The 23,930-nt window shown below is 52.3% G+C and carries 29 protein-coding genes; all 29 read right to left on the bottom strand.

The genetic code is table 11. The features are described from left to right. Positions 1 to 22: 22 nt before the first annotated feature. Complete coding sequence (gene recN / locus GYMC10_RS10590) at positions 23 to 1,762, bottom strand: DNA repair protein RecN (protein ID WP_015734463.1); 1,740 nt, start codon at positions 1,760 to 1,762, stop codon at positions 23 to 25. A 52-nt stretch (positions 1,763 to 1,814) separates the two neighbouring features. Then, positions 1,815 to 2,264: a transcriptional regulator AhrC/ArgR gene (gene ahrC / locus GYMC10_RS10585; protein ID WP_015734462.1), complete on the bottom strand. Its 450-nt coding sequence runs from the start codon at positions 2,262 to 2,264 to the stop codon at positions 1,815 to 1,817. A gap of 17 nt (positions 2,265 to 2,281) precedes the next feature. Continuing rightward, positions 2,282 to 2,773: a hypothetical protein gene (locus GYMC10_RS10580; protein ID WP_015734461.1), complete on the bottom strand. Its 492-nt coding sequence runs from the start codon at positions 2,771 to 2,773 to the stop codon at positions 2,282 to 2,284. Positions 2,774 to 2,841: 68 nt separating this feature from the next. Further along, a complete protein-coding gene (locus tag GYMC10_RS10575) occupies positions 2,842 to 3,714 on the bottom strand; it encodes a TlyA family RNA methyltransferase (RefSeq protein ID WP_015734460.1) in 873 nt (290 codons plus the stop codon). 19 nt (positions 3,715 to 3,733) lie between these two features. After that, on the bottom strand, positions 3,734 to 5,641 hold the full coding sequence (gene dxs / locus GYMC10_RS10570; RefSeq protein WP_015734459.1) for a 1-deoxy-D-xylulose-5-phosphate synthase: 1,908 nt from the start codon (positions 5,639 to 5,641) through the stop codon (positions 3,734 to 3,736). Positions 5,642 to 5,749: 108 nt separating this feature from the next. Next, the gene (locus tag GYMC10_RS10565) at positions 5,750 to 6,625 is read right to left on the bottom strand and encodes a polyprenyl synthetase family protein (protein ID WP_410002341.1); all 876 of its coding nucleotides are present in this window, start codon (positions 6,623 to 6,625) and stop codon (positions 5,750 to 5,752) included. Positions 6,626 to 6,647: 22 nt separating this feature from the next. Then, on the bottom strand, positions 6,648 to 6,908 hold the full coding sequence (gene xseB / locus GYMC10_RS10560) for an exodeoxyribonuclease VII small subunit (RefSeq protein ID WP_009591232.1): 261 nt from the start codon (positions 6,906 to 6,908) through the stop codon (positions 6,648 to 6,650). After that, a complete protein-coding gene (gene xseA, locus GYMC10_RS10555) occupies positions 6,898 to 8,268 on the bottom strand; it encodes an exodeoxyribonuclease VII large subunit (RefSeq protein ID WP_015734457.1) in 1,371 nt (456 codons plus the stop codon). Before xseA ends, xseB begins: the two co-directional genes overlap by 11 nt. 1 nt (position 8,269) lies before the next feature. Further along, on the bottom strand, positions 8,270 to 9,130 hold the full coding sequence (gene folD, locus GYMC10_RS10550) for a bifunctional methylenetetrahydrofolate dehydrogenase/methenyltetrahydrofolate cyclohydrolase FolD (RefSeq protein ID WP_015734456.1): 861 nt from the start codon (positions 9,128 to 9,130) through the stop codon (positions 8,270 to 8,272). 66 nt (positions 9,131 to 9,196) lie between these two features. Next, the gene (nusB, locus tag GYMC10_RS10545; RefSeq protein ID WP_009591251.1) at positions 9,197 to 9,655 is read right to left on the bottom strand and encodes a transcription antitermination factor NusB; all 459 of its coding nucleotides are present in this window, start codon (positions 9,653 to 9,655) and stop codon (positions 9,197 to 9,199) included. A gap of 175 nt (positions 9,656 to 9,830) precedes the next feature. Beyond that, entirely contained in the window at positions 9,831 to 10,064 is a 234-nt protein-coding gene (locus GYMC10_RS10540; protein WP_009591264.1) for a DUF2273 domain-containing protein, read from the bottom strand. 15 nt (positions 10,065 to 10,079) lie between these two features. Continuing rightward, positions 10,080 to 10,619, bottom strand: a complete 540-nt coding sequence (gene amaP / locus GYMC10_RS10535; RefSeq protein WP_009591270.1) for an alkaline shock response membrane anchor protein AmaP — start codon at positions 10,617 to 10,619, stop codon at positions 10,080 to 10,082. Between the two features lie 70 nt (positions 10,620 to 10,689). Beyond that, a complete protein-coding gene (locus GYMC10_RS10530) occupies positions 10,690 to 11,103 on the bottom strand; it encodes an Asp23/Gls24 family envelope stress response protein (protein ID WP_009591235.1) in 414 nt (137 codons plus the stop codon). A gap of 118 nt (positions 11,104 to 11,221) precedes the next feature. Then, on the bottom strand, positions 11,222 to 12,565 hold the full coding sequence (gene accC / locus GYMC10_RS10525; protein ID WP_015734455.1) for an acetyl-CoA carboxylase biotin carboxylase subunit: 1,344 nt from the start codon (positions 12,563 to 12,565) through the stop codon (positions 11,222 to 11,224). Between the two features lie 54 nt (positions 12,566 to 12,619). Next, the gene (gene accB, locus GYMC10_RS10520; RefSeq protein WP_009591273.1) at positions 12,620 to 13,123 is read right to left on the bottom strand and encodes an acetyl-CoA carboxylase biotin carboxyl carrier protein; all 504 of its coding nucleotides are present in this window, start codon (positions 13,121 to 13,123) and stop codon (positions 12,620 to 12,622) included. Positions 13,124 to 13,292: 169 nt separating this feature from the next. Continuing rightward, positions 13,293 to 14,156, bottom strand: a complete 864-nt coding sequence (locus GYMC10_RS10515; protein WP_015734454.1) for a SpoIIIAH-like family protein — start codon at positions 14,154 to 14,156, stop codon at positions 13,293 to 13,295. A gap of 67 nt (positions 14,157 to 14,223) precedes the next feature. Then, positions 14,224 to 14,868, bottom strand: a complete 645-nt coding sequence (gene spoIIIAG / locus GYMC10_RS10510) for a stage III sporulation protein AG (RefSeq protein ID WP_186326435.1) — start codon at positions 14,866 to 14,868, stop codon at positions 14,224 to 14,226. 14 nt (positions 14,869 to 14,882) lie between these two features. Then, the gene (gene spoIIIAF / locus GYMC10_RS10505) at positions 14,883 to 15,602 is read right to left on the bottom strand and encodes a stage III sporulation protein AF (RefSeq protein ID WP_015734452.1); all 720 of its coding nucleotides are present in this window, start codon (positions 15,600 to 15,602) and stop codon (positions 14,883 to 14,885) included. Positions 15,603 to 15,643: 41 nt separating this feature from the next. Continuing rightward, the gene (gene spoIIIAE, locus GYMC10_RS10500; RefSeq protein ID WP_015734451.1) at positions 15,644 to 16,855 is read right to left on the bottom strand and encodes a stage III sporulation protein AE; all 1,212 of its coding nucleotides are present in this window, start codon (positions 16,853 to 16,855) and stop codon (positions 15,644 to 15,646) included. Positions 16,856 to 16,871: 16 nt separating this feature from the next. Continuing rightward, complete coding sequence (spoIIIAD, locus tag GYMC10_RS10495) at positions 16,872 to 17,261, bottom strand: stage III sporulation protein AD (RefSeq protein ID WP_009591272.1); 390 nt, start codon at positions 17,259 to 17,261, stop codon at positions 16,872 to 16,874. Positions 17,262 to 17,271: 10 nt separating this feature from the next. Next, the gene (gene spoIIIAC, locus GYMC10_RS10490; protein ID WP_007129715.1) at positions 17,272 to 17,475 is read right to left on the bottom strand and encodes a stage III sporulation protein AC; all 204 of its coding nucleotides are present in this window, start codon (positions 17,473 to 17,475) and stop codon (positions 17,272 to 17,274) included. Between the two features lie 16 nt (positions 17,476 to 17,491). After that, positions 17,492 to 18,010 carry a stage III sporulation protein SpoIIIAB gene (spoIIIAB, locus tag GYMC10_RS10485; RefSeq protein ID WP_015734450.1) on the bottom strand — a complete coding sequence of 173 codons (519 nt, stop codon included), beginning with the start codon at positions 18,008 to 18,010 and terminating at the stop codon, positions 17,492 to 17,494. After that, complete coding sequence (spoIIIAA, locus tag GYMC10_RS10480; protein ID WP_015734449.1) at positions 18,003 to 19,001, bottom strand: stage III sporulation protein AA; 999 nt, start codon at positions 18,999 to 19,001, stop codon at positions 18,003 to 18,005. The genes spoIIIAB and spoIIIAA overlap by 8 nt, the downstream gene beginning before the upstream one ends. A gap of 98 nt (positions 19,002 to 19,099) precedes the next feature. Further along, positions 19,100 to 19,366, bottom strand: a complete 267-nt coding sequence (locus tag GYMC10_RS10475; RefSeq protein ID WP_015734448.1) for a YqhV family protein — start codon at positions 19,364 to 19,366, stop codon at positions 19,100 to 19,102. Positions 19,367 to 19,560: 194 nt separating this feature from the next. Beyond that, on the bottom strand, positions 19,561 to 20,814 hold the full coding sequence (locus GYMC10_RS10470) for an aspartate kinase (protein ID WP_015734447.1): 1,254 nt from the start codon (positions 20,812 to 20,814) through the stop codon (positions 19,561 to 19,563). Positions 20,815 to 21,053: 239 nt separating this feature from the next. Further along, a complete protein-coding gene (gene efp, locus GYMC10_RS10465) occupies positions 21,054 to 21,611 on the bottom strand; it encodes an elongation factor P (RefSeq protein WP_015734446.1) in 558 nt (185 codons plus the stop codon). An 89-nt stretch (positions 21,612 to 21,700) separates the two neighbouring features. Further along, a complete protein-coding gene (locus tag GYMC10_RS10460; RefSeq protein WP_015734445.1) occupies positions 21,701 to 22,771 on the bottom strand; it encodes a M24 family metallopeptidase in 1,071 nt (356 codons plus the stop codon). Positions 22,772 to 22,810: 39 nt separating this feature from the next. After that, a complete protein-coding gene (gene aroQ / locus GYMC10_RS10455; RefSeq protein ID WP_009591244.1) occupies positions 22,811 to 23,257 on the bottom strand; it encodes a type II 3-dehydroquinate dehydratase in 447 nt (148 codons plus the stop codon). A 77-nt stretch (positions 23,258 to 23,334) separates the two neighbouring features. After that, positions 23,335 to 23,832: a YqhR family membrane protein gene (locus tag GYMC10_RS10450; protein WP_009591249.1), complete on the bottom strand. Its 498-nt coding sequence runs from the start codon at positions 23,830 to 23,832 to the stop codon at positions 23,335 to 23,337. Positions 23,833 to 23,930 lie beyond the last annotated feature (98 nt).

The raw sequence follows: 23,930 nt of genomic DNA, 5'->3' as shown, positions 1-23,930 counted from the left end.
CTTATGGTTTTATAACTGTCAATCATTGACCCAAAGCCTTTCTGGAAGCCTTTTGCGCTGCCGCCAGATTGAGCATTTCTTGGGCATGATGAAGCGTCTTTTCGGTAATTTCGACTCCGCCAAGCATCCGGGCAAGCTCTTTTACACGCCCTTCTTCATTCAGGTTTTCTACTTGCGTCATCGTTCTGGAGGCTTCAAGCTTCTTCTCGATTAAATATTGATGATCCGCCATGCAAGCCACCTGCGGCAAATGCGTAATGGAGAATACCTGACAGGTTTTGGCCAGCAAAAACAGCTTCTCAGCAATCGATTGGGCAGCCCTTCCGCTGACACCCGTGTCGACTTCATCAAAGATTAAGACCGGTATTTGATCATGACGGGCAAATATACTCTTCATCGCCAGCATAATTCTGGACATTTCCCCACCCGAAGCAATTTTGGCAAGCGGACGGAGTGGCTCGCCCGGATTCGCGGAGATGAGAAATTCCGCCGTATCCATGCCTTGTCTCGTCAACCGGACTTTTTGGCCTTCATACTCGTAGCCGTTCGGATCCAGCTGCAATTCCAGGCGGACTTCCAGCGAGGTGCGTTCCATTTGAAGATCCTTCAGTTCCCCCTCGACTTGCCTAGCCAAGTCTTGCGCGCATTGCTTGCGGGCATGACTCAGCTCTTTCGCGCTTACGAGCAGCACGCTTAACAACTCGTCACGGCGCTGTTCCAACGCTTGAATAAATTCGTCCTTATTCTCCAGCATATCGGTTTCCTGCTGAATTCTCACGTAGTATTCCAGAATTTGCTCCACATTATCCCCATATTTTCGGCGCAAACCGGAGATCATATCTAGACGGAGCTCAATTTCATTGAGCCGTTCGGGATTGAATTCGATGCCGTCACGATAATCCCTTAACTGGAAGACCGCATCCTCAAGCTGATAATAAGCGGATTGAAGCTGCTCGACAAGCGGCTTTAATCCCTTCTCATCGTATCCGGATACATCCTCAAGTCTGGACAAAGCCCTGCTGACGGACTCAAGGCCCGATGATCCGTACAACAGGTCATAGGCTCCCGCTACGGAATCCATCATCTTCTCGCTGTGGGAGAGTTTGGTTCTTTCTTCGGACAATGCCTCGTCTTCGCCGGTTTTCAGCCCGGCAGCCGCGATTTCCTCCAGCTGGAAACGGTACATATCCAGCATTTGATATGCTTTCTGGCTGGTTTCCTGCAGGTCCTTAAGCTCTTTCTCCACTTTGCTGAATTCGCCGTACAGCTCCTGGTATTTGCGCTTGGCAGGCCCTATGGTCTTATCTCCGTAAGTGTCCAGCAGGCTCATATGCTGCTCTGAACGCAGCAGGCTTTGATGCTCATGCTGTCCATGGATATTAATCAGCTTTTCCCCGACTTCACGCAGCATGCTGAGGTTCAGCAGCTGTCCGTTAATACGCGACGTGCTTTTACCTTGAGACGTCAGCTCTCTTCGAATTAGCAAGTGCTCTTCCGGATCCGCTTCAACCCCCAGCTTCTTGAGCGTACTCCATACCGGATGCTCCGCAGGCAGCTCAAACAGCGCCTCGATCTCCGCTTTGTCGCACCCGTACCGAATCAGCTCAGCCGAGCCGCGGCCGCCGGCAATTAAACCCAGCGCATCAATGATGATGGACTTACCGGCCCCGGTTTCCCCTGTCAGGACGTGAAATCCGGGATAAAAGTGCACATCCACGCTTTCTACAACAGCCAGGTTCCGAATGGATAGCGTGTTTAACATGTTTACCACCTCCGCTACTGCTAAAAAATGATCGATATGTCTCTACACCTGATCAGGAAATGAAATTTTTGATTTGGGACACCACATGTTCGCCGTCTGCTTCCGTACGGCAAATCAGCAAGATCGTGTCATCCCCGCAGATGGTCCCCATGATCTGTGACCATTCCATGTTATCGAGCAGCACGGCAACCGAGTTGGCTGTTCCGGGCAAGCATTTCATGACCACAAGATTGCCGGTTCGGTCAATGTAAACAAAATTGTCGACGAGCGCTCTTTTGAGCTTCTGAACAGGGTTGTACCGCTGATCTGTCGGCATGGAGTATTTATATCGCCCGTCATCTGTAGGCACTTTTATGAGCAGCAATTCTTTGATATCCCGTGATATCGTAGCCTGAGTAACCTGAAAGCCTTCCGCGCGCAATGCGTCCACAAGCTCATCCTGCGTTTCAATATCCTGGTGGGTAATGATATCCCTGATTTTAATATGGCGTTGTCCCTTCATAAAGAGCCTCCTGAGTATTAACTGTTGTATTCATCATGACCAATCCATTCTTCGTCCGTCCAATCCATGCTTAAACGGTTAATAGTCCCCTCATTCACGTCGATGTAGAGAAGGCCCGCACACTCGGGATACAGCAGCAAAAACGGCATCAACCGATCGCGAATGCCGGAGCCTGTCCAATCCACCGGCATTCGTTCCCGCGCCAGCTTCACCATGTACAGTTCGCCGCTGTCGTCGGATGCAACGTAATCTATAAACAACCGACTTAAGATGGGCTTATGTCCCGTTTCAAACGACAAGTTTATTTTTACTTTACCCCCAACCACATCATATCCTTCTTGTTCAAGCATCCCAATGACTGGGTGATCTGGAATGTGCTCATTGATCGGGATGCCCGGCAGCCGGTCCGGTGATGGTGACATCAGCCAACGATTCAGCCTATAGCCGATAAGCAAGGCAATGACGACACCAAGCAATATCATTAATAACCAATCATAACGCTCATTCATCCTCTCACCTCGAATTTTGTATTCGCGGATGAGAACATAAATTCCTCTTTTTCAGCAAAAGAAACCCATCATTTCGATGAGTTTCCTGTGAATGTATGAGCCGCTTGCGTGACGACGGTGTCAATCCATTGACTCAATGGGACAGAAGTTTGTCCATCTTCCTGAGTCGGTTCTTCCGAGCTTTCAGATGCCTCCGGCTCTAATCGCCAGTGGGCCAGGAATTCAATATTTCCTTCCCCTCCCGTTATCGGAGAGAACGTAAGGTTTTTCAGCTTGAATCCAAGGCCGTCCGCAAAAGTCAGCACCTGCGTTAAAACGTCCTTATGGACCTTCGGATCCCGAACCACCCCGGATTTACCGACCTTCTCCCGCCCCGCCTCAAATTGAGGTTTGATCAGGGCGGCTACATCTCCCGGTTTACCCAGCAGCAACTTGAGAGGCGGCAGTATAATGCGAAGCGATATAAACGAAACATCGATGCTCGCAAAATCAGGCAGAGGACCGTTCAGGTCCTCCGGCGTCATATAGCGAAAATTCGTTCGCTCCATGACGCATACGCGTTCATCGTTACGCAGCGACCAATCCAGCTGGTTATAACCAACGTCGATCGCGTACACATAACTGGCCCCATGCTGGAGCGCGCAATCCGTAAAACCGCCTGTCGATGATCCGATATCCAGCATCGTGCGTCCCTTCATGTCGAGGCCGAACGTACGAATCGCTTTCTCCAGCTTTAGTCCGCCTCGGCTGACATAAGGATGAACCGAGCCCTTGACCTTCAATTCGGACGTCCTCGGAATTTTCATGCCGGCTTTCTCGATCCGTTCGGTTCCGGCATAGACCAGACCCGCCATAATCGCGGCTTTTGCTTTTTCGCGACTCTCATAATAACCCTGCTCCACGAGCAGGACATCAATTCGTTCCTTCTGAGATGAATCCATATTATACTCCCGATCGTTACTAAGACATAAAACTTCTTTTGCCGAGTACGGCGGTCCGGGCATTCTTCAGGCTCCGGATTTCCTGGCAAACCCCTTCCAGCGTGAGACCTACTTCCTCCCGCTGCTGCGGAATGCTTCCATGCTCGATGAACCGGTCTTCGATCCCCATCAAGGATACGACCGCATCATGTATTCCCTGCTCTGCAAAATATTCCAGAACCGCGCTCCCCAAACTGCCTGCTTGCGAGGTTTCCTCCAGGACCAGCATCGACGTTCCCGTCTTCGCCAAATTCGCCAGCATATCTCCGTCAAGCGGTTTAAGGAAACGGGCATTCACGACTTCTACCGCAATGCCTTCCCGTTTGAGCTGCTCCGCTGCTTCTTCGGCCAGCTGAACCATCGGACCAGAAGCCAGGATGGCATACCCTTCTCCGGGACGGACGACTTCCCAGGTTCCGATTGGAATGGGCACCAGCTCAGTGTCCATCGGAACGCCGCGCACATTGTTCCGAGGGTAACGGTAAGCAATCGGTCCTTCATTATAATCAAGCGCCGTCTTCATCATGTGTCGAAGCTCATTCTCGTCTTTTGGCATCATGATGACGATATTCGGGATATGACGCATGAAGGCCACATCGTATACCCCTTGATGCGTTTCGCCGTCTGCACCCACAAAGCCGGCACGGTCAATCGCAAACATCACGTTGGCGTTATGGCGGCAAATATCATGCACGATTTGGTCGTACGCACGCTGCATGAACGTGGAATAGACCGCGAACACGGGTTTCATGCCTTCCATGGCCAGAGCCGCGCACAGCGTTGCCGCGTGCTGCTCGGCAATCCCGACATCGATCATGCGGTCCGGAAATTTCTTGCTGAACGGGATCAGGCCCGAGCCGCCCGGCATCGCCGGCGTAACGGCGACGATGCGTTTATCCTGTTCCCCCAGCTCGACCAAAGTCTGTCCGAACACTTCCGTGTACATCGGATTGCCTACTGCCTTAAGCACTTGGCCGGATTCAATCTTATAAGGGGTGATTCCGTGCCATTTATGCGAATCCGATTCGGCTGGACGATATCCCTTGCCCTTGGTTGTTACGGCATGGATCAGCACGGGACCATCCACATTGTCCGCCTGCTTCAATGTATCGATCAGTTTGTTCAGATCATGTCCGTCCACAGGCCCGAGATACGTAAAACCAAGTTCCTCGAATAAAACACCCGGAACCATCATATATTTAAGGCTGTCCTTCATCTTCTCTGCCGTCTTCGCGAGTTTGCCGCCGATGGCAGGGATTTTCTTCAAGACCATCTCCACTTCGTCTTTGGCACGAAGATAAAAACGGTCCGAACGGATCTTGCTTAAGTAGTTATGCATAGCACCGACATTCGGTGCGATCGACATTTCATTGTCATTCAGGATGACCATGAGCTTCTTCTGCTCGTGGCCGATATGGTTTAGCGCTTCAAACGCCATGCCGCCTGTAAGGGCTCCGTCTCCGATCATGGCGATAACCCGATTGTCTTCGCCTTTCAGATCCCGGGCCATGGCCATGCCCATTGCGGCAGACAGCGAGGTGCTGCTGTGACCGGCTTCCCAGACATCATGCTCGCTCTCGGACCGCTTGACGAAGCCGCACAAGCCTTTGTATTTGCGGAGCGTATCGAATTTATCCATCCGTCCGGTCAAGATCTTGTGTACATAGGCTTGATGGCCCACATCGAAAATCATCTTGTCACGAGGGCTGTCAAAGCAATAGTGCAAGGCCAGCGTGAGTTCAACCACTCCCAGATTCGGTGCAAGATGGCCACCGGTAACGGACAGCTTTTCGATTAGAAAATGACGGATTTGTCCCGCTAAATCCTCGAGTTCGTCCACCGATAGATTTTTAAGTTGTTCTGGTTGTTTGATATTTGGAAGAAGCACGAAGAATCTCCCCGCTTTCCTTGATTAAGTTTACGTTACTAAGCCGATAGTAATTCAGCCATTAACAGACATTATATCACAAAAAAACCGTTTGCATGTAGCGCGCGCTTAGTGGTCCCGGGCCATCAAGAAATCCGCGATCTCCAGCAGCCTTGTAGGGTCGGCGAAGTTCCCTTCGGAAATGACCCGCTTGGCTTCTGCTGTCAGTCGCTCGACTTCATGCCTCGATGCGTCCAAACCGATGAAGTACGGATAGGTCACCTTTTCCTGCTTCACATCGCTTTGTACCGGCTTCCCGAGCTTGGACTCATCCCCGACGAGATCCAGGATATCATCTTGAATCTGAAAAGCAAGGCCGATATGATGCCCGAAGGTACGCAAGGATTCGATCTGGGAGTCGGAGCACCCGGCAACATGGCCGCCAGCCATCAGCGAGAACATGATTAGATCACTGGTCTTGTGCAGGTGAATATACTCAAGCTGCTCTAACGTCGTGATCCCTTGCTCCCCCTCCATGTCGGCCACCTGACCGCCTACCATCCCCCGCGGACCTGCATACACCGCAAGATCCTCCACGATCGACAGCACGCGCTCTGCTGGAACCCCATGCTTTCTGGCAGCCTGGATGACGCTGTAAAAAGCATGCGTGAGCAAGGCATCCCCCGCCAAAATGGCGCTGGCCTCGCCAAACACCTTATGATTCGTCGGCTTGCCGCGGCGGTAATCATCATCGTCCATCGCCGGCAGATCATCGTGGATAAGGGAATATGTATGGACCATTTCCACCGCGCAAGCAACCGGAACGGCTGCTTCACGGCTGCCGCCGCCCGCCTCGCATGCCGCAATGACAAGCAGCGGACGCATTCGCTTGCCGCCTGCCATTAAAGAATACGACATGGACCGCGAAAGGGTTTCAGGAACTTTCCAGCCTGACGGAAAAAGATTCGTGAACTCGCTGTCCAGCCTGTCACAAATTTCATTCATATATTGATGGATCGTAAGTCTGTTATTCACCCAGTTCACCTGTCTCATCCAGCGTCCCGCCGAATGGCTTCCGCTTCAATTCTCCGCCTTCTTCCACGATCATTTCGATTTTCTGCTCGACCTGCTCCAGCTTTTTGCTGCACATCTGCGACAGCTTCATGCCTTGTTGAAATAAATCGATGGCTTTTTCAAGCGGCACATCTCCGTCTTCCAGCTGCTCAACGATCGTCTCCAGCTGAGCCATCGCTTCTTCGAAGCTGATCTCCAGTGTTTCATTCGCCAATCTCTTCATCCTCCTTCATTCCCCACACTTGACATTGCAGCTGTCCATCGTTGACCCTTACGTTCACCAAATCACCTAATTGCACGTCTTCTATCGATTTGACAAGCTTTTGCTCTTTCTCGTCATACACGAGACTGTATCCTCTCGACATGATCTTCAACGGGCTGAGCGCATCGAGATGACGCATCTCGGTTTGCAGCTGCGACATCTTGGACTTCATGATCGACTGCATCGCATTCATTAACTGCCGGTTGGCCTGCTCTTTCCTTTTGGCGGCGAACTCCGCTTGAGTCCGCGGATTATATCGGATCAGGCCCTGGTGCAGCGATTTTTGATGCTGGCGGACCAGGGAAAGCCTGGATTTCAGGTGGCCCTGCAGCCGCTGGGACAGCATGTCCAGCCGTTCGGCATGCTGAAGCATATACCGACGGGGATGTACCAGGACCGGGGATCGCTGAAGCGATATCAAACGTTCCCGGCTCCGCTGAAGGCGCTGCTGCAGCCCCTGATTCAGCTGGCGCTGTCTTTGGGCAAGCTGCCCTCTCAGTTCTGCGCTGCTCGGAACCGCAAGTTCCGCTGCGGCCGTTGGCGTGGCGGCTCGAAGATCCGCGACAAAATCGGCGATCGTAAAATCCGTTTCGTGCCCGACGGCTGAAACGATTGGAATATGGGATTGATAAATGGCCCTTGCAACGATCTCTTCATTAAACGCCCAGAGTTCTTCCAGTGATCCGCCTCCGCGCCCAACGATTAGCACATCAGCCTCTGCCATGTCGTTCATCGTCCGAATGGCCTTGACGATCGAAGGCGCAGCCCCTTTGCCTTGAACCAGCACCGGATACAAAATGGCGTTCGCCTGAGGATAGCGCCTCCGGATCGTAATCATGATATCCCGCACGGCAGCCCCCGTTGGCGACGTGATCACGCCGATCGTCTTGGGATAGCGCGGCAGCGGCCGCTTGCGATCGGCAGCAAACAAGCCCTCTTCCTCCAGCTTCGACTTCAGCTGTTCATAAGCGAGGTACAAGCTGCCGATGCCGTCCGGCTGCATTTGGACGGCATAGAATTGGTACTGACCATCCCGTTCATACACCGACACATTGCCCCGCGCTATGACTCGCGACCCTTCCTTGGGGATAAAAGGCAGCCTCTGGTTATGAGTCGCAAACATGATCGCACGGATCCGGCTGCCTTCATCCTTTAAGGTAAAATACATATGTCCGCTGGAATGATGGGTAAAATTCGATATCTCGCCACGGATCCATACGTCGGATAGCCTGGAGTCGCCTTCCATCTTCATGCGAATATATCGGTTTAAATCCTTAACGGATAATACTCGTCCTGGATCGGCCGTCTTCATGTCAAGCCAGCCCATTCAGCCTTTTGGCGGCTATCAGTGTATTCTGCATGAGCATCGTGATGGTCATCGGTCCCACACCTCCGGGAACCGGAGTAATCGGGCCGGACACTGCCTTCACGCTCTCAAAGTCAACGTCCCCGGCAAGCTTTCCGTTCTCCAGGCGGTTCATGCCGACATCGATAACGACGGCACCGGGTTTCACGTAGCTGGCATCAATCATGTTCGCTCGGCCGATCGCCACGACCAGGATGTCCGCTTGACGCGCGATTTCCGCCATATTCCCCGTTTTGGAGTGGCACATCGTAACGGTCGCGTTCTCGCGCTGAAGAAGAAGAGATACCGGTTTTCCGACGATATTGGATCTCCCGATCACGACCGCATGTTTGCCTGCAATCTCAATGCCTGTCCGCTTGATCATTTCAATCACGCCGGCCGGCGTGCATGGCAGGAGACTGTCATCGCCTATTACGAGGTTACCCACATTAACCGGGTGGAAACCATCCACGTCCTTCTCCACCGCAATCGCATCGATGACGGCCTTTTCCTCGATGTGTTTAGGCAAAGGTAGCTGGACCAGGATCCCATGGATGGATTCCTGGGCATTGAGCTTGTCCACAAGCGCGAGCACTTCGTTCTGGCTGGAATCCGCGGGCAGACGATGCACCTCGGAATAAAAGCCCAGATCGTGGCACGCTTTCTCCTTGTTGCGAACGTAGACATGCGAAGCCGGATCATCTCCTACAAGTACAACAGCCAAACCAGGACGTACATTCTGCTTGGACAATTGTTCTACTTCTAACGCAATCCCCTTGCGAATTTCTTCCGAAATCTGTTTTCCGCTAATAATCGTTGCTTCCGTCATCCTGATCTCTCCTCCATTATGATTGAATCATTACGTTTCAAGCTGGGCATGAACATGCGTGCAGATTTAGGACTGACGCAGCTTCACCTTGACTTGATCCAGCTCTTGAATCATCCGGCCCAGTACGCCGTTGACGAACTTGCCCGATTCCTCGGTTCCGAAATGCTTGGACAGTTCGATCGCTTCGTTAACCGCCACTTTCCCGGGCACGTCATCGCGATAAGTCAGCTCGTACACGGCCAGTCGCAGGATTTGACGATCCACGCGGGAAAGACGGCTTACCTGCCAGCCTTTCAAATAATGAGCGAGGAGTTCATCAATCGAATCCTTGGATTCCCATGTTCCGTTGACCAGCTGCAGCACATATTCCTTCATTTGAACCTCATCGCCAATGACCCGCTCGGTCTCATTCTCTTCGGCCGCTTCGGAGAGCAGCATCGACACGGCTTCCATGCTGTCGACTTCGTTCATCTCCATCTGGTAAAGGCTCTGAACGACAATCTCTCTAGCTACACGTCTTTTCATTATGTTCCTCCTGTGGACCCTGCCGAATCCATTTTTCTAATTAGTATGATCCATTTGCCGTCAAGACTTGACAACAATTAAACGCCAAAAAAAAACCTGTGAATATCTCTCTCCGCAAAAAAGGCGCACTACACCTGTCCTCAGCATTTTTTCCGGAGAAAGCATATCACAGGGTTCATTTAAACGGCCGCCAGCGCTCGGAAAGCCAGCGTCCCCATTCCTGAAAGTGGAAGATGGAGCCCTGGTTCAGATCCTTGCGCTTGCCAAATATATAGCCGATAAATACCACTAATGCAAAGAACAGCATATCCCAAAAACCGGATAATAAATAAATCAGTCCGCACACAAGCCCGCCGGCCACCCCGGCAATTCTTCCTCTGTGACTCTCCCATATTTCTTTCCAAGGCATTTGGGAAGCTCACCTCTATTCCACGCGGCTCTTGAAGCTTGGTGCCTGAACCACGTTAGCAATATATACGGATACGGATGATACGGGTATTCCTGTTGTATCTTCAACAAAGTCGTGCACCTGCTTCTGCACTTCGGTAGTCAGCGTAGGAATGGATTCCTCGCCATCAACCACGGCGCGAATCGCAATATCAAGACCCGACTGGGATACCTTGATCCGCGATTTCAGATCCTTCACTCCGCGGACGCGCGAAGCCGCCTTCAAGCAGAGATTCTCGATCGTCTCCACGGAGATTTGGATATCGCCGAATTCCGTTCGCTGATCGATGGAGTTCAGGTTCGAGCGATCGCGCCTGACGGAGATGTAGAAAAAACGGATGCTCAGCAAAAACAAAACCGCAGCTACGATAATTCCAGCCCAGAAAAGGCGTTGTTCCTGAACATTCGTTAATTCGTAAGGAACAGCGCCACTCAACAGGAGGATGGCAACTACGGATATAACACCGATACTTAAGCTGTAGATAAACAGCAAAAGTCTGTCCATGATTTTGGCCACGATTCAGCACAGCCTCCTTAAATTAGATTAAACCCTCGACATCGCTGCCCAGGGCTAGCCTGAAACTATTCTATTTGACGCGTTGAGCCAAATCCAGTTCTTCCGTCTTCTCCACGGATTTCATGAAATGGACGTCATGAATATGTACATTGACTTCAATCACCGTAAGCCCTGTCATATTCTCAATCGAACGTTTCACGTTGCGCTGGATTTCCCCGGCAACTTCCGGAAGTCGATGGCCATATTCCACGATGACGGATACGTCAACGGCAGCTTCCCGTTGTCCGACTTCAACTTTAACGCCCTTGGATAAATTCTTGCGTCCGAGCAGCTCCGCAATGCCGCCTGCAAAGCCTCCGCTCATCCCCGCAACACCGCGTACCTCGACCGTAGCGAGTCCGGCGATGACTTCAATTACTTCCGGTGCAATCTGAATCTCACCGATATCTGTACGTTCAAATTCTGTAGGCAAAGTTTCCGCCATTGTCTCAACACACCTTTCAGAATAAGTTAGCGGATGCACCCGAACTGCATAACGCATGCGCTCTTATTACTCATACTATACCATTTGGCCAAGTTTATGACAAACTTGGCCAAAGGTTTTAAATCTCATTTTCTTCCAAAAACTTAATATCGAAGTCGCCCTTCAAGAAGGTAGGATGCTTCAGCAGTTTCTGATGGAACGGGATGGTCGAATAGATCCCTTCAATCTCGAATTCAGCCAAAGCGCGTTTCATCTTCGCGATCGCTTCATCGCGGGTCGGCGCCCATACAATGAGCTTGGCAATCATCGAATCGTAATAAGGCGAAATCGTGTACCCGGGATATGCCGCGCTGTCCACCCGCACGCCAGGCCCCCCCGGTGGCAAATAGAATTGAATGGTTCCCGGTGCAGGCATGAAGCCCTTGTCCGGATTCTCGGCATTGATCCGGCACTCGATAGACCATCCGTTAATGACGACATCCTCTTGACTGAAGGAAAGCGTGTTGCCTTCAGCAACGGAGATCATTTCCTGAATCAGGTCCACGCCGGTTACCATCTCCGTTACCGGATGCTCCACCTGAATCCGCGTGTTCATCTCCATGAAGTAGAACTGTCCGTCCTGGCCCAGCAAAAATTCAAGCGTGCCGGCACCTGAGTAGTTTACCGCTTTTGCCGCGCGAACGGCGGCTTCACCCATTCGGCTGCGTACCTCTTCACTTAGCACCGGACAAGGAGCTTCTTCAACCAGCTTCTGTCTCCGGCGCTGCACGGAACAGTCACGCTCCCCGAGATGCACGGCGTTGCCGTGTTTATCGGCGATAATCTGAATCTCCACGTGCTTCATGCCGGTGAGATATTTTTCAAGATACACGCCAGCATTGCCGAAAGCCTTCTGGGCTTCCTGCTGCGCGTTTGTAATCTGTTTGATCAGCGATTCCTCATCCTCGGCGATTCGAATCCCCTTACCTCCGCCGCCTGCGGTCGCTTTGATAATGACCGGATAACCGATGTCGCGTGCGAGCATGACGGCCTCGTCCAGATCCTCGACCAATCCGTCGGACCCGGGAATAACCGGAACCCCCGCATCCTTCATCGTTTGCTTCGCCACCGCCTTGTCGCCCATGCGGTTGATCGCGTCGGCGGAAGGGCCGATAAAGGTAATGTTGCAGGATTCACAGATCTCCGCGAAATCCGCGTTCTCGGCCAAAAAGCCGTAACCGGGGTGAATCGCGTCACACTCGGTCAGCGTAGCCACGCTCATGATATTCGTGAAATTCAAATAGCTGTCTTTCGATAATGTAGGGCCGATGCAATAGGCCTCGTCCGCCAAGCGAACATGCAGAGATTCCCGGTCCGGCTCCGAGTAAACGGCAACGGTTGCGATGCCAAGCTCCCGGCAAGCCCGGATGATACGGACGGCTATCTCTCCGCGGTTCGCGATAAGCACTTTTTGAAATGTCATGCAGTAACCTCCTTCGGACTCATACGACTCTCGTTCTTGGCGAGTCCCTCCATATTACTCCGGCTTCACCAGGAACAGAGGCTGCCCGAATTCTACAAGCTGACCGTTCTGCGCGAGAACCTCAACGATTTCGCCCTTGATCTCTGCTTCCAGTTCATTCATCAGCTTCATGGCCTCGATGATGCAGACCGTCGATTTCTCCGTCACCTTGTCCCCCGGGCTTACAAACGGCCCAGCCTCAGGCGATGGGGAACGGTAGAAGGTTCCTACCATCGGTGATACGATTTTATGTAATGAGCTGTTGCTATCCTCCGCTGAATCCTGCTGAGGTGCCGCTGCAGGTGCTTGATTCCCCGTATTCGGCTGTACGATCTGCGGTGCCATCACTTGCTGAGCCGGTATGTACGCTTGCGGCGCGGCCTGATAGTTGTTAACGACCTCGGCTGCATTGGGTTTCTTAATGGATAAGCGTGTACCTTCGCTCTCAATCTCCAGTTCATGCACGGAAGTTTGATCCACCAGCTTAATAAGTTCCTTAATTTCGTTTAATTTAAACATGATCGACGTTCACTCCTTCACTTTCTTGGAAGCCCTTGCTTAGGACAGTCAGTCAATAGCTTAGAGTATTATATCACAATCGAGCGAAATAGAAAGAGCCCAAGGCAATCCTTAGACTCTTTCGGGTTTATCGTATATCCGTGGTTTATGTTGAAATCTGCGGACAAGCTTATGGCGCAACATATTGGACGGTTACTTTATCCGGCGAAACCTTCAATTCCTTCATCACAAGACTGACGATGTCCGCCGCGCCTTTGGCATCGAGTTTCTCGCTCAGAACGACCACATTATATTTCTCGCTCTCTTCCTTTACTACGGCGTTGCCGAATTGCTGCTGCAGGGTTTCCTCGATGCTGAGAATGACTTCCTCTTTCGCTTCCGCCGCTTTCAGCTGCTGGGTAGCTTGTGCTGTTTCCTCCGGTTTATTTTCATGGTTGTCGATTTTTGTCATTAATTCATCGTATAATTTATTATTTTTTTGTGCGCGGTCCAGTTTATAGGAATCCAGCTGTGCGATTGCAGACGTTGCGTTGGCTGCCACTTCCTCCAGCACTTCTTTATCCGATTTTTCGCCGCTCGTGCTGCTGGTGTCCTTGGAAGTCTCTGCTTCGTCCTTGCCGGTGCTGCTGGCGTCTTTGGATTTATCGGCTCCATCCGTGGATTCCTTCACTTCCGGTTCTTGCGGCTTATCCGCTTCTCCAGCCGCTTTCCCTTGGTCATCCTGCTCACCTTGCGTTGCCTCTGCAGGATCCTCCGTGCCGGTTACGCCCGTATCCGTCGTTCCGGTCCCTTGCTCGTTGGCTCCGGAATCTCCGTCCGTGCCTTCTTCGAGAACTTCGTTCACAACCAGCTCGTCGACTGCGGTTCCATTGGCTTCCTGTCCTGCGCCGGGCTTCTGACCGTCTACCTGCGTGCTCTCGGCAACCGGCGGCGCTTTCGTTCCCGAATCGTCCGTGAACAAGTAGTAAGCGGACAGGATGACCATTAAACTAAGCATGGATACTAACCATATGGTTTGTCTTTTGTTATTCATTTGAACTTTTCCTCCTTTAATTGAAAACCTGTGGCACGAATGATCGGATCATCCGCAGGACTTTACGTTATTCCTGTTTGCGAGGGACAACGGATATACGATAAGATGGAACGTTCAGACCCCGCTGGATCGCATCCACGATCAAGCTCTTTACGACTTCATTCTCGGCCCCCTTGGCTACGACGAGCACGCCGCGGACCTGAGGTTTGATCTTCTTGGTGACGATCGGCGTCTCTTCGCCCGAAGAATCATAGGTGACGATCTGGCCGTCGCGCTGGTAACTCGTGACATGGCGTTTCCCTCCGCTGGCATCGGTTTCTTCCGTGAGTTCCTGCGTATCCTTCATATTTCGCTGCACCACCAGTTCTTCCGTAGACTCCACGGTCACCATGACATCCACGGACCCGACGCCAACGATCTGTTCCAGCATGGTCTTGGTGCGCATTTCGAAATCCTGCTCGATGCTTTCGAATTCACCGCCGCCGCTGCTGCTCGCAGCCCCCTGGGTTGTTGAGACCGCGGCGGTGTCCGGCGGCGGTTCGCGGCCGATATTCTCATGATCCAGCTTCTTGACATTGACGAAGGAGTTGAACAGCATGATCGCGACGCCGATCAGGCCAAGAATGATCAGCCACCTGAAGGTCTGCATCTTCCTAGCACCGCCGGCTCCTCCGCCAAGCCACTGCTCCAACCGCTTCAACCAATTTCCCATCATCCTCACCTCCGCTACAGCTTGTTATCCTGATCCTGCCCCGGTGCATAGATCGTGATCAGCTCCGGCTCCAAATCCCACCGGCGGCTAATGTAGTCCCGAACCGGTTCTGCTCTGGCTTCCTCGGCTTTGCTGACTGCCTCTGCGTTTTCTTTTACTGCCGCCTTCCCATCCTTCTCCTCTGCCATGGAATCCACGTTCACCTGAACAGGATTCACTGGCGTTACACCGATGGGACGTCTATCGTCTTCCCCTACTTCTGCATCCGCCGGCTCATCCCCAGCCAGCCTTACGTCAACGGAGCGTATCGCAGCGCCGGCATATTCCTTGCCCTGCCCGGCAACCGCGGCCAGCACCACCTTGACCTCTTGAACGGCTTCCCCCGTTTCAGCCGCGATCTCTTCTTTCATCACCTTGGCTAATTCATTGCCAGCCCATTGCAGGCTTTGACTCTGCTGCGTATCCTTGAGCTTTTCGGCCTGGGCCATGATATGCTCCAGCTGAATTTCCTCCGGCAGCCCCTTCTCCTGCCGCTCCAGTTCCATCGCCAGCTGGTTCTCCGGGGGATCCGCAATTAATGTAATGATGGGACTGAGCAGCGTGAGCAGAATCAACAAGCTCAGGACTAGCCTGGCGTAGCGTTCAAGCGCCTTCCCGGGCAGGATCAAATCAACGAAGGCCGCAAAGAGAACCACCATGATGACGCTTTTCAGCCAATCTCCAAGCCAGTCCATTCGTCATACCTCCTAAGCTTTGGCGCCGCGTATCATCTGCCTCACCTCATCATGACGGTGATGTTGGCAGCCGTGAGCAGTATCGTAATGGCGAGAAAGAACATCAAGCTCACCGCGGCCAAGGCTGCGAAAACGTACAGCATCGTCTTACCGATCGTCTGGAGGCAGGTGCCGATCGGGGAATCGCCGAGCGGCTGCATGACGGCCGCCGCGACGTTATATATCAAGGCAAGCGTCAAGATCTTGATCGCAGGAAATGCGCAAAGGAACAAAATGATGATGACTCCCGCCAGCCCGATGGAATTCTTAACTAGCAGCGAAGCCGAGATTACGGTATCCGTCGCATCTGCGAACATCTTGCCGACTACCGGAACGAAATTGCCGGTTACGTATTTGGCTGCCCGGATGGTTACGCCGTCCGTAACCGAGCTGGTCAGCCCTTGAACGGAGATAACTCCCAGGAACACGGTAAGCAGCACACCCAGGACGCCCATCGAGATCCCTCGCAGCAGATTCCCAAGCTGGGTCAGCTTGTACTTTTCGGATAAGGAACTAACCAGATGCAGCAGAGCCGAGAAGAACAGAAGCGGAAACACAATCGTGCTGATCAGCGTGCCTACCGTATGTACCATGAATATGACCAGCGGATGGGCCACCGAGACGGTGACGACATTGCCCATCGAGGCCATCAGCGCAAAGAGCAAAGGAAGCATGGCCATCATGAAATCGATCATTTGGGTGATGGCGTCCCGCGCATATCCGATCGCGATGCTGAAGCTGTTGACCGCGATGACCAGGACAACCATGTAACAGATCGTATAGGCTACCCTGCTCACGGTGCTTTTTTCGAAGGCCGTCTGCAGGTTCTCTAGAATCAAGCTCATAATGCTCAGCATGACGATGGTCGCCAGCAGCTTGCCGTTATAGAGCACCTCGTGCCACAGATATTTTCCGATACCGGACATAACCCCTTTGAAGCTCAGCCCGTCGCCGCCCGGCAGCAGCATATCCATCAGGGAGGGCGTCTTGCCATCCGGGAAAAACCCGCCGTAATCCTTCATGAGCCGGTCCCAGTATTTCTCGACCTGATCCGTTGGCAGCTGCTGCGTCTGCTGCTCGACCCACTCATCGGCCGGATTGGCGGCTGCAGTCGCATCGATCGTCCCGCAGAACCATCCGGACAGCAACAACAGCATTGGGATCAGTAGGCAAAACACGGCCAAGCCTCTTCGAAGTGTTGCTCCTGTCACCATGTCCCCCCACCTTTTTTCAAGCCGGGAGGAGCTTCAGGACCGTCTCGATGATGATCCCGATAATCGGTACAGCGAGCACCAATATGAGCACTTTTCCCGCCAGTTCTATTTTGGATGCGATCGATTCCTGTCCGGCATCTCGAACGATCTGTGCCCCCATCTCCGCGATATAGGCGATTCCGATGATTTTCAGAACCGTCTTCAGATAGATGATCTGAACGCCGGAATTCTCGGCCAGATCTTCCAGCATGGATATGACATTACCGATCTTTCCGATCAGGAACAGGAAGATGAGGAGCGATGTCGCCACGGCGAGAAGAAAGGCAAAGAGCGGTTTCTGTTCCTTGACAATCAAGATCAGCACGGTAGCGATGATGCCGAGTCCTACCACCTGGATAATTTCCATAAATGTCCACCTACTGGAATAGAAAAATACTTTTGATTTCCTTCAGCAAATCGTCTAGCAGCCTTACGACCATAAACAATACAACCACGAACCCGATGAGGGTCACCCAATGCGCCATATCCTCTTTCCCCATCTGTTTCAGGACGGTATGAATCATGGCAATGATGATGCCAATACCGGCAATCTGGAAGATCGCGTTCACTTCAATGTTCATTTCCCTTGGCACCTCGCTAAAAGATCAATATGACGATCAATGCTCCAATGAGCAGTCCCAGACTTTTGCTCATTTTTTCATATTTGACCTGGTCATCCCTTGCCGCTGCTTCTTCATGCTTGAGCTGTCCCACGGCCAGAGCGATATGTTTGATCTGGTCCTGTCTGTCACTGGTGCCAAGTACGCCGCTTAGCTGTTCCAACACCTCACGCTCGGCACTTTTCATCGATGTTCGTCTCCAATATTCGCCAAGCGCCTTGCGGATGCTGTCTTGTGCGGATAACCCGTAATCGGGTCTCATGTAAAGCGCTGCGGAGGCCAACAAAGATTTGAGCGGTTCACGAAGGGAAACGCCGATTCGCTCCAGCGCGTCGGGCAGCGGCGTAAAGCCGTAGCTGATTTCCGTCTCCAGCCGTTGAAGCGCGAGAATAAGTTCTCGCAGCTGTCTGGGTCTTGCTGCGAATTGCTGGGCTTGGTAGAATCCGGCTAAGGTTCCTGCACCCAGCACGAGCACGGCCCCGACCAGTTTAAGCATAGGCATCACCTCCCGGCTGGCCGCTGATAGCCGTCTGAAGCGTTCGCTGGCCTCCGTCATACAGCTTGTATGATCGGTGGTCGCCCGCTCGGCTAAGAACCGCGTACATTTCAAACATCCGGTTCTCCAGAAGTCCCGAGAGGGCGGGCCGGCCCCGCATGTCCTGAACGGATGAGCCATGCGCCGTTGCAATCACGCTGATGCCGGCATGCAAAGCCTCAATCACCGCTTCCGCATCCTCCGGCCGGCCGATCTCGTCCACAATGAGCACGTCCGGAGACATCGAACGGATCATCATCATCATCCCTTCGGCTTTCGGACAGCCATCCATTACGTCCGTGCGAGGGCCGACATCGAATCCGGGTACGCCGCGCAAACAACCCGCGATCTCGGAACGCTCGTCGATGATGCCCACCTTCATTCCCGGCCAATGCACGGACGAGTTTCCCCACTTGCCGTAGCTGATCTGTCTAGCGAGGTCTCTGAGCAGCGTCGTTTTGCCTTGCTGGGGCGGAGATAAGATCAGCGAGTGCATCACCCTTTTCCGTTTCCGGTCAAGCAGATGAGGAAGGATGTCGTCCGCCGCTCCCTGTATTTCCTTGGCAATCCGGACATTAAATCCGCTGATATCCCGAATGTGCTCCACCCTGCCGCCGCTCAGCACCGTCCGGCCCGTAAGCCCGACCCGATGGCCCCCTGGTATGGTGATAAACCCCTTTCGCAGCTCTTCTTCCATGGTGTAGAGGGAATGATTGCTGATAAGGTCCAGCAGCCTATGGGCATCTTCACGCGTCGGCTTATATGCCTCTTCAGGCCGCAAGGTGAGTCCGCCTCGCCTGTCCAGGAAATGATGCTTGCCCGCCGAATTGATCTCCAGCGGACGCTCTTCCCGGATCCGTACCTCCTCCACATGTTCGAGAAGCTCTTTCGATAGGTTCAGCAGCATGCGTTTTACGGTTTCGGGAAACAGGTCTAACCAATTCAATGTCATATCAATTTCCCCCAGGTTGTCCTTTGTGATCATCTTCTAATAAGAGAACTTCATATCCCATGTGTATGCTTGTACCTGAAAAATATGCAGCGAATCTATCATTTTTTTAAAACCCCGTATAAGAGACAGGAGACGCCGCACAATATCCAGCCGATCTTCCCCCATGACAATTTATCTGCCATTCCCACCAGACCGATCGTTGTGGTCAAAATCAAAATGAGCGGACCCGTAAACGCCAATGCCGAATTCACGGCAAGCGCTTTATCGACTTGGTTCAGGCGCAGCATGATGATGGCCGCGACGATCTCAAGGCTGCCCGAGAAAATCCGAAGCGTTGCCATACTTGCGACAAACTTGTCCAGCATGCGATATATCCTCCCTCTTCCTTCTTCCTTCTTCACATGTGTGATGATTAAAAATATGCGGGGCCCTCTCGTTTTATCTCTATTTTTTCAATTTCATAGAAAGGAACTTCGAATCTTTCGGACAGCACAAAAAATCCCGGTCATAAATGACCGGGATGAACTCTATTAATATCGATGATGACGGTTGAATCCTGTTATCGGCGAACCTGCGGTCCGCCTACGGAAGCCTGTTGATCCGTATCCAGTCCGTACGCGGTATGAAGCGCCTGCACGACCCCTTCGAGATTGCTTCCCTCGATGACGCAGGATACTTTGATCTCGGACGTGCTGACCATTTTGATGCTGACCCCCTGCCGGGAGATCACGTCAAACATTTGTGCCGCCACGCCGGGATGGCTGACCATGCCCGCGCCGACAATCGATACTTTCACAAGATGATCTTCCGAGGTAACGTCGCGATACGGCAGCTTGCCGCGAATGTGTTCGATCACGGACAACGCACGCTCCCGATCCGCCAGGGACACCGTAAAGGAAAAGTCCGCTTCGCCGTTCTGAACGCCGCTCTGCACGATGATATCAACGTCAATCGATTCTTTTGCAAGCTCTCCGAACACTTGGGCCAGAACGCCCGGCGTATCGGCTACGCCCAGAATACTGATTCTCGCTACATTCTTGTCGAATGCAATTCCGCTGACAACCACACCTTGTTCCATGCTTGTTTCCTCCTTAACAACCGTACCCTCGTTATGATTAAAGCTGGATCTGACGACAAGCTTGACTTGATTATGCTTCGCATACTCGACCGCACGCGGGTGAAGAACAGCCGCGCCAAGATTGGCAAGCTCGAGCATCTCGTCATAGGAAATCTCCTTCAGTTTCCGCGCGCATTTGACTACCCGCGGATCCGTGGAGTATATCCCGTCCACATCCGTATATATTTCACATACATCCGCTTGAATGGCAGCCGCTAGAGCTACCGCGGTGGTATCTGAGCCCCCGCGTCCAAGCGTTGTAATCTCTCCGTCTTCGGACATGCCCTGGAATCCCGCGACAATGACGACATTTCCTTCGCCAAGCGCTTTGTGCACGCGCTCAGGCTTTATATCTGTAATGCGGGCTTTACCATGGACGGCTTCCGTGCGGAATCCCGCCTGCCAGCCGGTCAAGGACACTGCCTTGCGTCCAAGACCGTGAATCGCCATGGATAGCAGCGAGATGGATATCTGCTCCCCCGTGGTCATCAGCATATCCATTTCCCGTGCCGGTGGATTCTCGTTTAACAGCTTTGCCTGGTCAATCAAATCGTCCGTCGTATCCCCCATGGCAGACACCACGACCACACATTGATGGCCTTCATCTTGTTTCTCTACAATTCTTCTGGCAACGCGCTTCATGCGTTCTGTATCCCCTACAGAGCTGCCTCCGAATTTCATGACGTACAGTGACAATGCTTCTTTCACTCCCCACTAATATCGGTATGTAACAGTGCTCAGGTGGTTTCTCACTTTAAAACAGTATAATACGAAAGTGAGTCACCCCGTCAAGGCTTTTCAAGGCAAAAAGAAAACAGACTTAGGACGCCGAGCCCGCTTATCGCAAAAAACTCCCGTACATTCGTACAGGAGTCGCATTGGTTTAGAAGATATTGGCACCCCGTCCATCGTTGAAGGGTCCCGCTTAATGCATGTTATGCACGGGAAATGTATTTACCTTCGCGTGTATCGATCAGAAGCACATCGTCTTCGTTAATGAACAGCGGTACTTGTACATTCAGGCCGGTTTCCACTTTGGCGTTCTTCGTAGCGCCGGTAGCCGTGTTGCCTTTGATGCCAGGCTCGGTTTCAACAACTTTCAGCTCGACGCTGTTAGGCAGGTTGATCCCGAGGATTTCGCCTTGGTAGCTGATAATGTTAACGTTCATGTTCTCTTTCAGGAAGTTAAGTTCCCACTCCAGCTGCTCGCTGGTCAAGCTGAACTGGTCGTAAGTTTCGTTGTCCATGAAAACATGCTCTTGACCGCTGGCATAGAGATACTGAACGCCACGGTTGTCGATAATGGCACGGCCGATCGTTTCGCCTGCACGGAACGTCTTCTCAACGGTGTTGCCGTTGCGAAGGTTTTTCAATTTGGAACGTACGAAAGCTGCGCCTTTACCCGGCTTAACATGCTGAAAATCCAATACGGTGAAAATATCGCCATCAACTTCTACGGTCAAACCTGTTTTAAAATCGTTAACTGAAATCACTAAGATTCCCTCCTAAGGATGCGGTCTATTTAATATAGTACACATTTTTCTTAAAGCACAAGCTCAAAAAGACGATTTTTGAACCATTATTACAGTATGGTGTAATCTTTGGACGAGCTTGTCAGTATGCGAATGCCCGTTTCCGTGATGACGATATCATCTTCGATGCGGACACCGCCAAGTCCTGGCAGGTAAATGCCCGGCTCCACCGTTACGACCATGCCGGGCTGCAGCACGTCATTGCTCAGCTTGGACAGCCGCGGCGATTCATGAACCTCCATGCCCAATCCGTGCCCCGTGCTGTGGCCGAAATATTCCCCGTATCCGTAACGCGAAATAATATCCCGAGCCAAAGCGTCTGCTTCGCGTCCCGTCATGCCTGGTTTAATATGATCCAGTGCGTGAAGCTGCGCTTCGAGCACGATATCATAGATCTCCTTCAGCTTCGGATCAGGACTGCCGAGCGCCACGGTTCTCGTGAGATCGGAGCAGTACCCGTCCAGCAGCGCGCCGAAATCAAACGTAACGAATTCGTTCCCTTGAATGACCCGCTCGCTGGCTACGCCGTGAGGAAGCGCCGAACGCTCGCCGGAAGCAACGATCGTGTCGAAGGAAGACGCGGTTGCGCCATGCTTGCGCATGAACATTTCCATCTCGAGATCGATTTCCCGTTCCGTTTTGCCGGCTGCCAGAATCGTCAGGACATGGCTGAACGTCTGATCCGCCAAATCCGCTGCCCGCTGCATAATGCTCAACTCTTCGGCATCCTTGAATATACGCAAATCTTCTACAAGGCCCGAAACCGGCACCAGGCTGATGGGCGCGAGCTGTTCCGAATATGCGGAAAACACGCCGTATGTAACATGGTCCTGTTCGATTCCGAGCGATGTGATGCTTTCGGAAGACAACAAATCCTTGACCGTCTCCATCACCTTCGGCCCGTGCTCGACCACTTTAAAACCGACGGCTTGCTGCGGTGCTTGCGTCATATAGCGGAAATCCGTCAAGAGATAGGCCTCATCGCGTGTGATCAGCACATATCCGGCAGAACCGGTAAAGCCCGTTAAATATCTGCGGTTGATCGGGCTTGCAACCAGCATAGCCGTCAAACCTTTGGCTTGAAGCTGTTCGCGCAATTTAACCACTCGTTTGTTACTCATTCTAACCACTCTCCTCTCACCCTTATCCCGAAATTGGAGCTACCCTTCTTGCTCGACCAGGACTTGCAGTAGAGCCGACAAGCCCAATGTGTAACTCGCCGCGCCAAAACCCGCGATTTGTCCGACAGCCACAGGCGCTATGACGGAGGTATGACGAAATTCCTCTCTGGCGTGAATGTTCGAGAGATGAACCTCCACTGTCGGAATGCGCGCAGAACTGATGGCATCACGCACAGCGTAGCTGTAGTGAGTCAGTGCTCCCGGATTAAGGAGTATGCCGTCAGCCTGTCCGATCGCTTCATGAATACGATCAATGATAGCACCCTCATGATTAGACTGAAAGAAGGTAATACCGATACCGGCGAGATCCGCCTGTTTACGCAAATTATCTTCGATCGCCTGCAGGCTGAGCGAACCATAAATGCCCGGTTCCCGGAAGCCGAGCAGGTTTAAGTTCGGTCCGTTTATCACCCATATGGATTTCATAGGGCTTCCCACCTTTTCGTCAAATAACCAAAAGCTATTTTACCATAGGCGGCATCGGGTTGAGAAGTTTTTCTTGGCTAACCCGTCAGCTTCTTCGGTTCACGCAGTTTCTCGTCGGTGAATTCCTGCGCAATCGTATAACCGATAAAGAGGCCCCATAATATAAAAATACAAACCTCCGAAATGTTTGTATCCCAGGACAGCTTCTTCACTGGGTCCGTCAGCCGAAGCCAGGGATTGAGCGCAACAAACAGCACCGCCCACCACACGATTCCGTAAGCAATCCCGGGCCATGGGCCCTTCAGCTTCCTGAACAGGGCAACATAAATGAGGGAGGCGATGACGGAAAAGGCAATGAAGGACAGCCACCCGGCGATTTGCCCGGCTGTGGTCTTGAGGAATTCATGTTTGAAGAATGGCTCCAGCAAAAAACCGGGCACGACCTTCGTGAATCTCAACCAGTAAAAGATCCAAAGCACGCCCCCCCAGATCAGGCCGGCATAATAGCCTAGCTCCAGGGCAAAAGTAAACGGATTGGTTATCTGGTTCTGCTTACGAAATTGATGTTCATGCATGGATTGATTCTCCTCTTCTTCGGTTATCGAAAAGCCCCGCTGTTTCTCCATTTCATCTCTGAAAGTAGTATGCACCGCTTCCCCTGCCCTAATCCAAC

Origin of the sequence: Paenibacillus sp. Y412MC10 (genome assembly GCF_000024685.1) — a bacterium.
In the GTDB taxonomy this organism is placed as follows: Bacteria; Bacillota; Bacilli; order Paenibacillales; family Paenibacillaceae; genus Paenibacillus_AQ; species Paenibacillus_AQ lautus_A.
Note: the sequence above shows the minus strand (reverse complement) of the source record. Positions and strands in the feature narration are given on the sequence as shown.